Raw genomic sequence first — 15,166 nt, forward strand, 5'->3', positions numbered from 1 at the left:
GAGAACGGAAAGTTGAACAATTTGGCCATAATTTGTTATTGTAACAAATACGAGTGCCAACAGAGAAGACAAAAGTGGCCAAAATGAGGGGAGGGCCATATAATGGCCGATTCGCTAGTAATTGTTGAGTCACCTGCGAAAGCAAAAACGATAAAAAAATATCTGGGAAGCAAATATATTGTTAAAGCTTCAATGGGACATGTACGGGATTTGCCGAAGAGCCAGCTCGGCGTAAATGTGGAAGACGGCTTTGAACCCAAATATATTACGGTGCGCGGCAAAGGCGAAGTTTTAAAAGAATTGCGGGATGCGAAAAAAAAGGTGAAACGGGTTTTTCTCGCTGCTGACCCTGACCGGGAAGGGGAAGCGATTGCCTGGCATTTGGCACACAGCTTGGATGTACCGCTTGATGAACAATGCCGCGTGGTTTTCAATGAAATCACCAAACAGGCGGTTAAGGAAGCATTCAAGCATCCGCGCATGATTAACACAGACTTGGTCAATGCCCAGCAGGCGAGACGGATTCTTGACCGACTCGTCGGATACAAAATCAGTCCGCTCTTGTGGAAAAAAGTAAAAAAAGGCTTAAGTGCCGGCAGAGTCCAGTCAGTAGCGGTAAAATTGATCATTGATCGGGAAAATGAGATTCGCCGGTTCAAGCCGGAAGAGTACTGGACGGTTACGGCCATCCTGTTAAGCGGGGAAGAATCATTTGAAGCAAAGTTTTACGGCTATGGCAGCAAAAAACAGGAGCTTTCTTCCAGACAAGAGGTGGATCAACTTCTGGAAGCGATCAAGGGCAAGCGTTTTGTCGTGGAGAAAGTCAAAAAGAGCGAACGAAAACGCAATCCTGCTTCCCCATTTATTACCAGCACATTGCAGCAGGAAGCAGCCCGCAAACTCAATTTCCGGGCTTATAAAACCATGGCTTTGGCGCAGCAACTGTATGAAGGGGTGGATATCGGAAAAGCAGGGACTGTTGGCCTGATTACCTACATGAGAACCGACTCTTCCCGCATTTCCGAAACAGCTCAATCTGAGGCGCGCAAATACATTGAGCAAACGTTTGGAGAAAATTACCTGCCGAAGACAGCCCGCAAATATATACAAAAGTCAGGAGCGCAGGATGCTCATGAAGCCGTTCGCCCCACTTCGGTGTTTCGGACTCCTGCTGAAATGAAAAAATACCTGTCCCGTGACCAGTATCGGCTGTACAAGCTGATCTGGGAACGTTTTGTGGCTTCGCAGATGGCTGCAGCGGTTTATGATGCCGTGTCGGCGGATATTCGCGCCGGTGACGCCCTGTTTAAAGCGAGTGGTTCAAAAATCAAGTTTCCCGGTTTTATAAAAGTATATGTTGAAGGCAATGATGACAATAAAAAGGAAGAAGACAAATATTTGCCGGAATTGACCGAAGGCCAGATGCTAAAACGGAAATCGATCGATCCCAGGCAACATTTTACACAGCCTCCGCCACGCTATACGGAAGCAAGTCTGGTCAAGGAACTGGAGGATAAAGGGATCGGTCGCCCGAGTACCTATGCACCCATTTTGGAAACGATCCAAAAACGGGGTTATGTCCTCCTGGAGGAAAAACGGTTCGTTCCTTCCGAACTTGGAGAGATTGTGATTAACCTGATGAAGCAGTTTTTTCCGGAAATTTTAAATGTCCAATTTACCGCTCACTTGGAACAGGATCTTGATTTGGTCGAAGAAGGAAAAGCCGACTGGATCCAGATTCTGGATCGTTTTTACAATCCGTTTCAAAAGCAGTTGCAAGTAGCTGAAAAAGAAATGGCCGAAGTGGAAATCAAGGATGAGGTTTCCGACGAGGTATGTGAAAAGTGCGGAAGTCCGATGGTATACAAGTTTGGCCGTTTTGGGAAGTTTCTGGCCTGTTCGGCCTTTCCGGAATGCCGCAATACCAAGCCGATTTTAAAATCGACCGGAGTGACTTGCCCCAGATGCAAACAGGGGGAAATCGTAGAAAGAAAAAGCAGGAAATCGCGGTTTTTCTACGGTTGCAGCCGGTATCCGGATTGTGATTTTGTATCATGGGATCGGCCTGTTGCCCGGTCTTGTCCAAAATGCGGACAATTGATGGTGGAGAAAAAGGCGAAGAAGAAACCGACCAAGATTCGTTGTACAGCATGTGATTATGAAGAAGAGAAGAAATGACGGGGGAGAAGAGAAGCCATGACGAAACAGAAAATTACCGTTGTAGGAGCCGGGTTGGCCGGAAGCGAGGCCGCCTGGCAGATCGCTGAACGGGGGATAAAGGTTATTCTTTATGAAATGAGGCCCTTGAAAATGACTCCGGCCCATCGCGGGGGAAAGTTTGCCGAATTAGTCTGCAGCAACTCTTTAAGGAGTGCTTCTTTAACAAATGCGGTTGGCGTATTGAAGGAAGAAATGCGCAAGCTCGATTCCCTGATTATGAAAGCAGCGGACCGGCATGCCGTGCCGGCGGGCGGAGCGTTGGCGGTAGACCGTGAAGCTTTCTCGCAGGAAATCACAGATACACTCCATCAGCATGAAAATATTGAGATACAGCATGAAGAAATCACCCGGTTGCCGGACAAACCGGCCATTATTGCGACAGGACCCCTTACTTCCGAAACGTTGTCCGGAGAACTCCGGTCTTTGACCGGGGAAGAATATTTGTATTTTTATGATGCTGCCGCTCCCATTGTTGAAAAAGATTCGATAGATATGGACAAGGTATTTGTCCAGTCGCGTTATGACAAGGGGGAAGCAGCTTACTTGAATTGTCCGATGACCGAAGAGGAATTCAACCGGTTTTATGAGGCGCTGGTTCAGGCAGAAACCGCTTCCGTGAAGAATTTTGAAAAAGAGATTTTTTTTGAAGGATGTATGCCGATTGAAGTGCTTGCCCGGCGCGGCAAGAAGACCCTGTTGTTCGGCCCGATGAAACCGGTTGGTTTAACCGATCCGCGTACGGAGAAACGTCCTTTTGCCGTTGTACAGTTGCGTCAGGATAACAGTGCGGGAACATTATACAACATAGTCGGATTTCAAACTCATTTGAAATGGGGCTCCCAAAAAGAAGTGATCCGTCTGATCCCCGGTTTGGAAAAAGCGGAGATTCTCCGTTACGGGGTGATGCATCGAAATACATTTATCAATTCGCCAAAACTTCTACACCCCACTTATCAGTTTAAAGGCAGGGATGATCTTTTCTTTGCCGGACAGATGACAGGAGTCGAAGGATACGTCGAATCGGCAGCATCCGGTTTGCTTGCCGGAATCAACGCTGCCCGTTTCGTAAAAGGGGAAAGACCGGTTGTTCCTCCCGGAACAACAGCACTGGGCAGTATGAGCCGTTATATTACCAATGCCGATCCGGGACATTTCCAGCCGATGAATGTCAATTTTGGCCTGTTTGAACCCTTGCCTGAACGAATCAGAAACAGGAAGGAACGGGCAAAGGGGCTTGCTGCGCGTGCGTTGCGGGAAATTGAGGAGTTTCGGAAACAAGTTGCCAAATCTTATTGATTATAAGCAAGTTTGAACGATAAAGTAGTAAGGGAAAATATTTGAACTATCAAGAGTAACCGGGATATGAAAACGGTTTTCCAGGACGAAGTGGCGACCAAAGAAGCTTTCCCCGGAAGGCGGAAACAGGTCCTTCCCGGTTCTCAAAAAGTCTGCTGTTAAGAAGGAGGAAACAGGATTGGAAGATTTCCATGCAACGACGATATTTGCCATCAGGCATGAAGGACAGGCTGCGATGGCGGGAGATGGGCAGGTTACCCTTGGAAATCAGATGATTATGAAGCATGGTGCAAAAAAAGTGCGTCGATTATATAAAGGAAAAGTGGTGGCCGGTTTTGCGGGCTCTGTCGCCGATGCCATCACTTTGTTTGAAAAGTTTGAAGGAAAACTGGAAGAGTATCATGGGAATCTGGCCAGGGCAGCCGTCGAATTGGCCAAGGAATGGCGTTCAGATAAAGTGTTGCGGAAACTGGAAGCCATGCTGATTGTGATGAACCGGGAAAAATTGTTTTTAATATCTGGGACAGGGGAAGTGATTGAGCCGGATGATGACATGCTGGCAATCGGTTCGGGAGGCAGTTTTGCCCTGTCGGCCGGAAGAGCTCTAAAGAGATATGCTCCTCATCTGGCAGCAAAGGATATAGCAAGGGCAGCCCTTACAATTGCAAGCGAAATCTGTGTGTTCACAAATGATCATATCATTGTGGAGGAGGTTTAATGATGACTCCGGTATTCAACGCACGTGAAAAATGGACGCCAAGAAAAATTGTTGCCGAACTGGACAAATATATTATCGGGCAAACCGAAGCAAAGAGGGCCGTCGCGATCGCGCTTCGAAACCGGTACCGGCGTTTGCTTCTGCCAGATGAACTGAAAGAGGAAGTTGTACCCAAAAACATTTTGATGATTGGGCCGACGGGTGTGGGGAAAACAGAAATAGCCCGCCGCCTTGCCAAATTGGTCGGCGCACCGTTTGTCAAACTGGAGGCGACCAAATTTACGGAAGTCGGTTATGTAGGGCGCGATGTAGAATCGATGGTACGGGATTTGGTGGAAACAGGAATACGTATGGTAAAGGCGGAAAAGCTGGAAAGTGTCAAGGAACAGGCACGGGCGATGGCCAACGACCGGATTGTGGAGATCCTGGTTCCCGGAAAAAAAGGGACTGCTTCCTTTAAAAATCCGATTGAATTTCTTTTTCAACAAAATCAAACTTCTTCAGAAGCGAATAATAATCATCAATTTGAGAATAAAATGAAAGAAGAACGGCGCCAGGTCAGGGAAAAATTGTTGCGCGGGGAACTGGAAGATCTGGTGATTGAGATTGAAGTTGAAGAACAATCTCCGGCCATGTTTGACATGTTTGCCGGTATGGGTGCCGAGCAGATGGGAATGAACATGCAGGAAATCCTTGGGCAGTTTATGCCAAAGAGAACGAAACGGCGGAAGCTTCCCATCAAGGAGGCACGGGAAGTATTAACCCAGCAGGAAGGGCAAAAACTGATCGATATGGATCTGGTAACACAGGAAGCTCTGGAACGCGTGGAACAGTCAGGAATCATTTTTATCGATGAGATCGACAAGGTGGCGGGAAAAGACGGAAAAGGTCCGGACGTGTCCCGGGAAGGAGTCCAGCGGGATATCCTGCCGATTGTGGAAGGTTCCACCGTCATGACCAAATATGGCCCGGTCAAGACGGATCATATCCTGTTCATCGCAGCCGGGGCATTTCATGTATCCAAACCGTCAGACCTGATCCCTGAGCTGCAAGGCCGTTTCCCAATTCGCGTAGAATTAAGCGACTTGACGGCCGGTGATTTTGTCCGTATCCTTACAGAGCCCAAAAGTGCGCTTATCAAACAGTACACGGCACTCCTTGAAACCGAAGGAATCACCGTTACCTTTACCGATGGGGCCATCTCCGAGATTGCGCGGTTATCGGCAGAAGTGAACAATACAACTGAAAATATCGGTGCTCGCCGTCTGCATACCATCCTGGAGCGTATGCTGGAAGAGTTGTCGTTTAATGCGCCCGAGATTGGGGCAGGTGAAATCAAAATAACAGAAGAATATGTGAAAGAACGATTGCAAGATATTGTGGAAGATCGTGATTTGAGCCAATATATCCTGTAATGAAGCCAATATGACGTTTTTTTCGAATTGACGAAGGACTGTAGTTTTTGCTTGCGGTTTCGCTTGTGAATATGGTATATTCATCAATGGTGTAAAACACACACGTCGAAAAAAGCGGGCAGTGGTGCCATGTATCTGAATGGTTTCTGTTCGTGATGATGTCGACGGAGGGATAACCAATAAGGAGGATTTTTATATGGCAGTAGTATCAATGAAACAGTTGTTGGAAGCTGGTGTTCACTTTGGTCACCAGACACGTCGCTGGAATCCGAAGATGAGCAAATACATTTTTACTGAAAGAAACGGCATTTACATTATTGACTTGCAAAAAACAGTCAAAATGATGGAACAGGCATATCATTTCGTCCGGGATCTGGCTGCAAACGACGGGACGCTCCTGTTTGTAGGAACCAAAAAGCAGGCCCAGGAAGCAGTAAAAGAAGAAGCAACCCGTTCGAATATGTTTTACGTAAACCATCGCTGGTTAGGAGGAACCCTGACCAACTTCCAGACGATTCGCAAGCGGATCGACCGTCTCCATGAACTGGCGCGCATGGAAGAAGATGGAACCTTTGATGTATTACCGAAAAAAGAAGTTATTCTCTTGAAAAAAGAACAGGCCAAACTGGAAAAATTCCTGGGTGGAATTAAACACATGAAAAAATTGCCTGATGCAATTTTCGTGATTGATCCGCGCAAAGAGCGCATCGCAGTTGCCGAAGCCCGCAAATTGAACATCCCGATTATTGCGATTGTGGATACCAACTGCGATCCCGACGAAGTGGATTATGTCATTCCGGGTAACGACGATGCGATCCGTGCAGTTCGTCTCTTTACCGGCAAAATGGCTGATGCCATTCTGGAAGGCAAACAGGGCGAACAGCAAAGCACAACCGCTTCCTGATGAAAAACAGAGAGGGTGGCATGATCATCATTCATGCCTGCCTCTTTTTATACGGTATATCAAAAAGGAGGACCATTCATGGCAATCAGCGCAAAATTGGTAAAAGAATTGCGTGATAAAACTGGCGCAGGTATGATGGATTGTAAAAAAGCATTAACGGAAACAAACGGAGACATGGAAAAAGCCATGGAATATCTCCGTGAAAAGGGAATTGCAAAAGCTGCGAAAAAAGCGGACCGCATTGCTGCCGAAGGAGTCGTTGAATCTTACATACATGCCGGCGGCCGGATCGGCGTATTGGTAGAGGTTAACTGTGAGACGGATTTCGTTGCCAAAACCGATGAGTTCAAATCTTTTGTCCGTGACATTGCGATGCAAATCGCCGCAATGAATCCAAAATATGTACGCAGCGAAGAAATTCCGGAAAGCGAAATTGAAAAAGAACGCAAAATCCTGAGACAACAGGCACTTGGGGAAGGCAAACCGGAAAAAATTGTTGACAAAATGGTGGAAGGCCGTCTTAAAAAGCATTTCAAAGAAATTTGCCTTCTGGATCAGGCCTATGTTAAAGATCCAGACAAAACTGTAGACCAGTTGGTTAAAGAAATGATCGCCAAAATTGGAGAAAATATTAATGTTCGCCGTTTTGTCCGTTTCGAATTGGGAGAGGGCATCGAAAAAGGTGAAAGCAATTTTGTAGAAGAGGTAATGTCTCAAATCAAGAAAGGTTAATGAGATATATGGGAACACAAACGGGGTGTTCCCTTTTTTTTAAGAAACGGTCTGAAAAGCATCCGTTTTGGACAAGTTAATGTTTTTGAAAATGGAATATTTGTGGATGGCTGATTTTGTTTGAAACGGAGGAAAACCATGAGTACTCCCAAATATAAGCGAGTCGTATTAAAATTAAGTGGTGAAGCTTTGGCGGGCAAACAGGGTTATGGAATTGATGCATCAGTTATACAGTCACTTGCCAAACAGATTAAAGATGTTGTAGAACTGGGTGTAGAAGTAGCTGTTGTCGTGGGCGGCGGCAATATTTGGCGGGGGATTCACGGGTCTTCCCGGGGCATAGACCGTGCAACCGCTGATTACATGGGAATGCTGGCCACTGTCATGAATTCCCTGGCGCTGCAGGATGCGCTGGAAAGCATCGATGTGCCTACCCGTGTTCAGACTTCAATCGAAATGCGCCAGGTAGCAGAGCCCTATATTCGCCGTCGTGCCATTCGCCATCTGGAAAAGGGGCGCGTTGTTATTTTTGCAGGAGGAAATGGAAACCCGTTTTTCTCTACCGATACAACCTCAGCGCTTCGGGCCGCTGAAATTGAAGCGGATGTCATCCTGATGGCCAAAAACAATGTTGATGGAGTTTACACCGCTGATCCTGCAAAGGAACCTTCAGCAAAAAAATATGATACCCTTACTTATCTCGAGATTCTTAACAAAGGCTTGAAAGTTATGGATTCGACTGCTTCCTCATTGTGTATGGATAACAATATTCCTTTAATTGTTTTCAATATTTCAGAAGAGGGCAATATTCGGCGTGTGCTGTTAGGAGAACATATTGGAACATTGGTAAAAGGGAGTGTGAACGCATATGAATGAAGTAAAAAAACAGGCTCAAGGGAAAATGGAAAAGGCTGTGCAAGTCCTGAAAAAGGATTTGACCGCTATTCGTGCCGGACGGGCAAACCCTGCGCTGCTTGATAAAGTTGTTGTCGAGTATTATGGTTCCGAAATGCCGATCAATCAGATGGCCAACATTTCTACACCGGATCCCCGGACTTTGCTGATTCAGCCATGGGATAAGTCTGCGCTTGGAGAAATTGAACGCGGAATCCTGAAATCGGAACTTGGCCTGACTCCGAACAATGACGGATCGGTAATTCGCATTACCATTCCCGCTTTGACGGAAGAACGGCGTGCCGAACTGGTCAAAATAGTTCGCAAAACCGGGGAAGAAGCAAAAGTGGCAATTCGCAACATTCGTCGTGATGCCAATGATGAGTTGAAAAAGATGAGAAAAAGCGGCGATATTCCGGAAGATACCTTGCATCGTGGCCATGATGAAATACAAAAGCTGACGGATCAATTTATCAAGACAGTTGATCAGGTAGTTGCGGATAAAGAAAAAGAAATTATGGAGATCTAAGGAATTATCCGTCTGGGTGAAAACCCCTTCTGCATAGAGGGGGTTTTCTGGCTAAATTTGTAATATAATTGAAGGAAAAAGATTTATCCATACCAAAAATATGGTGAGATCTATTTGCGGGGGAATGTTCCATGATCAGATCAATCAAACGTATGATGGGATCAGATAGGCAAGAGGACGCAAATGAAAATTTGTTGGAAAAGATTAAAAAGGCATCTCTGCCAAAACACGTAGCCATCATTACAGATGGCAATGGACGTTGGGCCAAAAAAAGGGGATTGCCCCGAACAGCCGGGCATGCAGCCGGAATGAAACGGGTACGTGAAATTATCCGCTGTGCCGATCAATTGGGAATCAAGGTATTGACCTTTTACTCTTTTTCCACCGAAAACTGGAAACGGCCCAAGGATGAAGTGGAATATCTGATGAAATTACCGATAGAGTTTTTAGAAACAGACCTGAATGAGCTGATTGAGCGGAATGTAAAGGTCCAGATGCTCGGGGAAAAGAGCAAGACTCCCAGTCATACGCAAAAAGCGCTGGCCGAGTTTGAGGAAAAGACGAAAAACAATAGTGGACTGATCTTGAATTTTGCAATCAATTACGGATCAAGGGATGAAATTTTGCACGCCGTGCACCGGATTATAAATGATGTAAAAAATGGTCATATTGATAAGGAGCAAGTAACAGAAGAATTGATGGGCCAATACTTGTTAACCAGAGGACTGCCGGATCCCGATCTGGTGATTCGCACCAGCGGTGAAATCCGGATAAGCAATTTCCTGTTGTGGCAGATTGCTTACAGTGAATTGTGGTTTACAGATGTTCTCTGGCCTGATTTCTCATCTGAATATTTTTACAGGGCTATCGAAGATTTCCAGCATCGTTCAAGACGCTTTGGGGCAGTGTAAATAGAACAGGGGAAATAAACGATGAAACAGAGAATAATTACAGGTATATTGGGGGCTGTGATATTTTTAGTGCTTATGAGCCAGGCTTGGTTGTATACCTTCTTTTTATTTTTTTTAGGAATAGTGGCCTTTATAGAATATGCTAAAATGAAACATATTTCTATTCGCACCCCGCAAATATATATAGGGATGATCCTTGTCACCATGTTTTTTTTCAGCGGATTGGCGAATCGACCCATGTTCTCTGATTTCTCCTTTTTAAAAGGAACAACACCGGTCATATTTGGGCTTATTCTTTATTTTTTATGGATTGTACTCAGCAGAAACCGGTTTGACCTGTTTCAGATGTCTTATTTATTCGTCGGTTCTCTATACATAGGATACGGTTTTTCCTATATGATGCTCACTATCTGGAAGGAAAACGGTCTGGCCTGGTCCCTGTTGATTGTTTTTGCCACTTGGGCCAACGACACCGGTGCCTATTTTATCGGGAAAAAATGGGGAAAACAGAAGTTGTGGCCGGAAATCAGCCCTAACAAAACAATTGAAGGATCTCTCGGTGGAATTTTAAGTGGTACCTTTTTGAGTGTGGTCATCTTTTTTATTTTTCCTGACCTGGGTGATCCCGTTCTGGCTTTGGGATTGGGTGTGCTGATCACCATAGTCGGGCAAATCGGTGACCTTGTGGAGTCAGCATGGAAAAGAAGTACTGGTGTGAAAGATTCAGGTACATTTTTGCCTGGACATGGTGGTTTCCTGGATCGATTTGACAGTTTGTTGTTTACGTTTATGATTCTTCATCTGGTTGAGGTTCTGTAGTTACCAAATGGTGAAAGGAGCAATGGAATGTTGGAAAAGGTGGCTATTCTCGGTTCTACCGGTTCCATCGGGAAAAATACCTTGGCTGTCATTGAAGAACACCCGGACCAGTTTAATGTTGTCGCATTGGCGGCAGGAAAAAATGTCAAGGAAATGATCCGACAGGTTAAAGCATTCAAACCCAAACTGGTGTCGATGGCAACCAGGAAAGCGGCAGATGCAGTCAAGCAGGAAGTGGGTGAAACGGTTGAAGTGTTGTGGGGAGATGAAGGACTCAACGCTGTTGCGGTTTGCAGCGATTCCACATATCTTGTCTCTTCTTTGGTGGGAAGCAAAGGATTGGCCCCTACGCTTGCGGCAATTCGTGCAGGCAAAAAAATCGGCCTGGCCAATAAAGAAACGTTGGTGACTGCCGGCCATATTGTCACAGCTGAAGCCAGGAAACATCAAGTACCGCTGTTGCCAATCGACAGTGAGCATTCCGCGCTGTTTCAATGTTTTAACGGAGAACGGTCCGCTGAAGCAGAACGGTTAATTATCACCGCTTCTGGAGGAGCCTTTCGCGATTGGAGCAGGGAAGAACTGATCCATGCAACTGTGGAACAGGCCTTGAAACATCCCAACTGGTCAATGGGAAATAAAATTACCATTGACAGTGCGACCATGATGAACAAAGGTTTTGAAGTAATTGAGGCACACTGGCTATTTGATTTCCCCTATGGGAAAATAGATGTAATCCTGCATCCCCAAAGTGTGATTCATTCCATGGTGGAATTTTCCGATGGGGCGGTCATGGCCCAATTAGGCACACCGGATATGAAAATACCGATTCAGTATGCTTTGGCCTATCCACGGAGAATGCCGCTAAGAACCAAGCGGCTGGATCTTGTTTCATTATCCCGTCTGGACTTCCGTGCTCTGGACTTTCGCCGGTATCCATGTTTGAGAATGGCTTATGAAGCCGGGAAAGCCGGGGGGACAATGCCAGCTGTACTGAATGCTGCCAACGAAGTGGCTGTGGAAATGTTCTTGAATAGAGATTGCAATTTCCTGGATATTGAAGAAATTGTGGAACGAACGTTGGATGCCCATCAGAATGTTGGCAATCCATCGTTGGAAGAAATTGAGGAAGCAGACAGGTGGGCACGTCAATTTGCCAAAAATTGTCTTGTTCCCGTAGCTTGAATAAGGTGTGTGATCAACCAGGGTGGTGATGAACAATCCATGCAAACATTAATTGTATTCATTTTTGTATTAAGCTTTCTGGTCTTTGTGCATGAATTTGGGCATTTTATCTTTGCCAAACGTGCTGGAATATTGGTTCGGGAGTTTGCAATCGGATTTGGGCCAAAAGTTTTTACAAAAATGCGCGGAGAAACTCTCTATTCCATTCGGCTCTTGCCTTTAGGCGGCTATGTGCGAATGGCAGGTGAAGATGCAGAGATAGTGGAAATCAAGACAGGCACAACCGTTTACGCCATTCAGTCTGACGAAGGTAAATTGAACCATCTGTATCTGTATGAACCGTCGCAAATGGATGTGCATTCTTTTGAAGTCGGCAGGCTGCTCGAAGCCGATTTGGAAAAGGAACTCTATGTGGTACTGGAAAAACAGGATGGGTCCGAACAGAAGTATTTTTTGGATCCGCAGGCCATTGTGCACTACGATAACAAGACGCAAATGCAAATTGCTCCGTATGATCGCCAGTTTGGCTCAAGAACGGTAGGGCAAAAAGCAATGACGATTTTTGCCGGCCCCTTGTTTAATATTCTTTTGACTATTGTGCTGTTTGCTGTTTATACCTTTATGACAGGGGTCGAAGACCGGCTTCCGGTGGATCGGGTTATTGCCAATTCACCGGCTGCCGAAGCGGGAATTCAAACTGGTGATCTGATTGTGGCAATCGATGGCGAAAAGGTAAATAATATGGATTCTTTAAGATACAAACTGTTGGAGTCCAAGGGAAATCCCGTTACCATTACAGTCAAGCGGGACGGGAAAGAATTGAATTTTCCGGTGACGCCGCAAAAAAGTGGTGAAATTTATCAAATCGGGGTTTACTTCAATATCAATGAAATGAAACGCGAAGCGACGCTGATGGAATCCGTCGCGGACGGTTTCAAACAGACCTATGATTGGTCAGTGATCATTCTTGATGGTTTTGGGAAATTGATTACAGGGCAGTTGGGAATCAAGAGCCTGGGCGGTCCTGTTCAAATGGGTTCCATTACCGGTGAGGCAGCCAAAGCAGGCTTTGAGCAACTGATTCGATGGACAGCGCTTCTCAGCCTGAATCTAGGGATTTTCAACTTACTCCCGATTCCGGCATTGGATGGCAGCCGGCTCGTATTTATCGGAATCGAGGCGGTTCGCGGACGTCCTGTCAATCCAAACAAGGAAAGTTTTGTCCATTTTGTTGGTTTCGCTTTACTCATTATGTTGATGATTGTTGTCACATTCAATGACATTAAGAAAGTCTTCTTCCCCGGATAAAAGTGAAAACCCAGTTCCCTTAACAGGGCTCTGGGTTTTCACTTTATCAGGGAAAGTTGTGGGATAATTTTACTTTGAAAGTCTCTTAGTCTCTTTTTTCTTTGGAATGTTTTGTGTATGATAAGACAATGACGTAGCTTTTGAAAAGTGAGGGATGGATATGCGCCAAAAAAACATACTGGCTCCGACGCTGCGGACAGTGGGAGAAGCAGAGACAATCAGTCATCAATTGTTGTTGCGGGGAGGTTTTATCCGGCAGTTGGCAGCCGGAATTTATACCTACTTGCCATTGGGGTATCGTGTTTTACATAAAGTAGAAGAAATTGTGCGAGAAGAGATGGATAAAATCGGTGCGCAGGAGCTTCTGATGCCAATCTTGCACCCGTCTGAATTGTGGAAGGAATCCGGTCGCTGGGAAATATATGGACCTGATTTGTTTACCATGCGAGACCGTCATGACCGAACATTTGCAATTGGACCGACCCATGAAGAGGTTATAACCGATTTATTGCGTGGAGAAATTAATACTTACAAGAAGCTTCCCTTGATCTTGTATCAGATTCAGACCAAATTCCGTGATGAAAAGCGTCCGCGTTCCGGTTTGTTAAGGGGGCGTGAATTTCTGATGAAAGATGCCTATTCTTTCCACGCGGACCGTGACTCGTTGGATGAAGCCTATAAAAAGATGTATCAGGCATATATCAGGATTTTCACACGGATCGGGCTCAATTTTCGGGCAGTTGAGGCCGACTCCGGTTCAATGGGAGGAAAAGGCACCCATGAGTTTATGGCTTTGGCCGATGCCGGCGAGGATACAATTGTTATTTGCGAAACGTGCGATTATTCCGCCAACGTGGAAATGGCTGAAGTTGTTGGTGATCAGAAATCAGCCGAGCAAGTCGCTGTGGATCCGATGGAAAAGGTGGATACTCCGCAAAAACGTACCATTGAAGAGGTTTCCCAATTTCTTGACGTACCAGTTTCCCGGTTGGTCAAAAGCATGATTTTTATGGTGGATCAGGAGCCGGTACTTGTAATGGTTCGCGGTGATCATGAAGTCAATGATGTTAAAGTGAAAAACTTCCTGAACGGCGTGGTTTGCGAGCTGGCTGATGAAGAAACGGTAAAAGGGATTGCCGGTGTCCCCGTCGGATTTGTCGGGCCTGTCGGACTGAAGAAAAGGATCAAGATCCTGGCTGATCAGGCAGTCATGCAATTGAATGAAATGGTCACCGGAGCCAATGAAATAGACAAGCATTTGCTTCATGTACAGGCAGGACGTGATTTTGAGGCAGATGTAATCGGGGATTTCAGAAATATTGAAGAGGGAGATATCTGTCCTCGTTGCGGAGGAGTTATCTCACTTCGCCGCGGCATTGAAATCGGTCAAGTGTTTAAGCTGGGTACCCGTTACAGTGATGTAATGAATGCCCGCTTTTTAGATGCCAATGGAAAAGAACAGCCATTTATTATGGGTTGTTATGGTATTGGCGTTTCGCGTGCGGTTTCTTCGATCGTAGAGCAAAACCATGATGACAACGGAATTGTTTGGCCTGTGTCGATTGCTCCGTATACGGTGCATTTGATTGCCGTCAACATGAAGAATAAAGAGCAGGCTGAAACCGCAGAGGCTCTGTATGCTGAACTCCAAACCGCAGGGTATGAAGTATTGTTTGATGACCGAAAAGAGCGAGCTGGTGTCAAATTTAAAGATGCTGATTTGTTTGGGATTCCGGTTCGTATTACGGTAGGATCCAAAGCGGGGGACGGTTTGGTAGAGTTGAAGCTTCGTCGATCCGGCAAGGCACAGGATGTTCCGGTTGAGCATGTAATTGGAGAATTGCCGAATTGGATCAGGCAGGCTGATGAAAAGTGATGGGAGAGCCCTTCTTTTCTATGTGAAAAGGAGGGCTTGATTGAATATCATAAAATAAATACAAGTTTCATAAAAAAAGTCCTTGATCTTTTTAAGTGACAGTGATATATTATTACTTGTCGCCGCAATGAGCGATTTAAAAGAAAAATACGCACCTTGAAAATGAGATATGGAAGAAGCATGACGAAAGAGGAGATGGATCAACAGATCCTTTTCCGCGTCATTCGTCAAGTTGCAATCACCGGGAGAAGTAATCTCCAAGGAGCAAAAATGCAGGGTAAGCTACTAAGGGCACACGGTGGATGCCTTGGCGCCAGGAGCCGATGAAGGACGGGACGAACACCGATATGCCTCGGGGA

At 45.7% G+C, this 15,166-nt stretch carries 13 protein-coding genes and 1 rRNA gene; all 14 read left to right on the top strand.

Features of this window, described 5'->3' with window-relative positions; all coding sequences use genetic code 11:
- Positions 1-102: 102 nt before the first annotated feature.
- Positions 103-2,178 carry a type I DNA topoisomerase gene (gene topA / locus H2C83_RS09625; RefSeq protein WP_181740132.1) on the top strand — a complete coding sequence of 692 codons (2,076 nt, stop codon included), beginning with the start codon at positions 103-105 and terminating at the stop codon, positions 2,176-2,178.
- An 18-nt stretch (positions 2,179-2,196) separates the two neighbouring features.
- The gene (gene trmFO / locus H2C83_RS09630) at positions 2,197-3,516 is read left to right on the top strand and encodes an FADH(2)-oxidizing methylenetetrahydrofolate--tRNA-(uracil(54)-C(5))-methyltransferase TrmFO (protein ID WP_181740134.1); all 1,320 of its coding nucleotides are present in this window, start codon (positions 2,197-2,199) and stop codon (positions 3,514-3,516) included.
- Positions 3,517-3,694: 178 nt separating this feature from the next.
- On the top strand, positions 3,695-4,234 hold the full coding sequence (hslV, locus tag H2C83_RS09635; protein ID WP_181740136.1) for an ATP-dependent protease subunit HslV: 540 nt from the start codon (positions 3,695-3,697) through the stop codon (positions 4,232-4,234).
- Complete coding sequence (gene hslU / locus H2C83_RS09640) at positions 4,234-5,649, top strand: ATP-dependent protease ATPase subunit HslU (protein WP_281364134.1); 1,416 nt, start codon at positions 4,234-4,236, stop codon at positions 5,647-5,649. The genes hslV and hslU overlap by 1 nt, the downstream gene beginning before the upstream one ends.
- Positions 5,650-5,845: 196 nt before the next feature.
- On the top strand, positions 5,846-6,553 hold the full coding sequence (gene rpsB, locus H2C83_RS09645) for a 30S ribosomal protein S2 (protein WP_181740138.1): 708 nt from the start codon (positions 5,846-5,848) through the stop codon (positions 6,551-6,553).
- 78 nt (positions 6,554-6,631) lie between these two features.
- Entirely contained in the window at positions 6,632-7,285 is a 654-nt protein-coding gene (gene tsf / locus H2C83_RS09650; protein ID WP_181740140.1) for a translation elongation factor Ts, read from the top strand.
- A 138-nt stretch (positions 7,286-7,423) separates the two neighbouring features.
- Positions 7,424-8,161 carry a UMP kinase gene (gene pyrH / locus H2C83_RS09655; RefSeq protein ID WP_181740142.1) on the top strand — a complete coding sequence of 246 codons (738 nt, stop codon included), beginning with the start codon at positions 7,424-7,426 and terminating at the stop codon, positions 8,159-8,161.
- Positions 8,154-8,708 (top strand): ribosome recycling factor, encoded by a 555-nt coding sequence (frr, locus tag H2C83_RS09660; RefSeq protein ID WP_181740144.1) that lies wholly within the window; start codon positions 8,154-8,156, stop codon positions 8,706-8,708. Before pyrH ends, frr begins: the two co-directional genes overlap by 8 nt.
- Positions 8,709-8,839: 131 nt before the next feature.
- A complete protein-coding gene (gene uppS, locus H2C83_RS09665) occupies positions 8,840-9,619 on the top strand; it encodes an undecaprenyl pyrophosphate synthase (protein WP_376766358.1) in 780 nt (259 codons plus the stop codon).
- 21 nt (positions 9,620-9,640) lie between these two features.
- Entirely contained in the window at positions 9,641-10,438 is a 798-nt protein-coding gene (locus H2C83_RS09670; RefSeq protein WP_181740146.1) for a phosphatidate cytidylyltransferase, read from the top strand.
- A 30-nt stretch (positions 10,439-10,468) separates the two neighbouring features.
- Positions 10,469-11,623, top strand: a complete 1,155-nt coding sequence (locus tag H2C83_RS09675) for a 1-deoxy-D-xylulose-5-phosphate reductoisomerase (protein ID WP_181740193.1) — start codon at positions 10,469-10,471, stop codon at positions 11,621-11,623.
- Positions 11,624-11,662: 39 nt separating this feature from the next.
- Positions 11,663-12,931, top strand: coding sequence for an RIP metalloprotease RseP (rseP, locus tag H2C83_RS09680; RefSeq protein ID WP_181740148.1), 1,269 nt, complete (start codon positions 11,663-11,665; stop codon positions 12,929-12,931).
- A gap of 160 nt (positions 12,932-13,091) precedes the next feature.
- On the top strand, positions 13,092-14,807 hold the full coding sequence (locus H2C83_RS09685; protein WP_181740195.1) for a proline--tRNA ligase: 1,716 nt from the start codon (positions 13,092-13,094) through the stop codon (positions 14,805-14,807).
- A 275-nt stretch (positions 14,808-15,082) separates the two neighbouring features.
- Positions 15,083-15,166 (top strand): 23S ribosomal RNA (locus H2C83_RS09690); the annotation flags it as partial.

Source organism: Thermoactinomyces mirandus, assembly GCF_013868055.1.
In the GTDB taxonomy this organism is placed as follows: domain Bacteria; phylum Bacillota; class Bacilli; order Thermoactinomycetales; family Thermoactinomycetaceae; genus Thermoactinomyces; species Thermoactinomyces mirandus.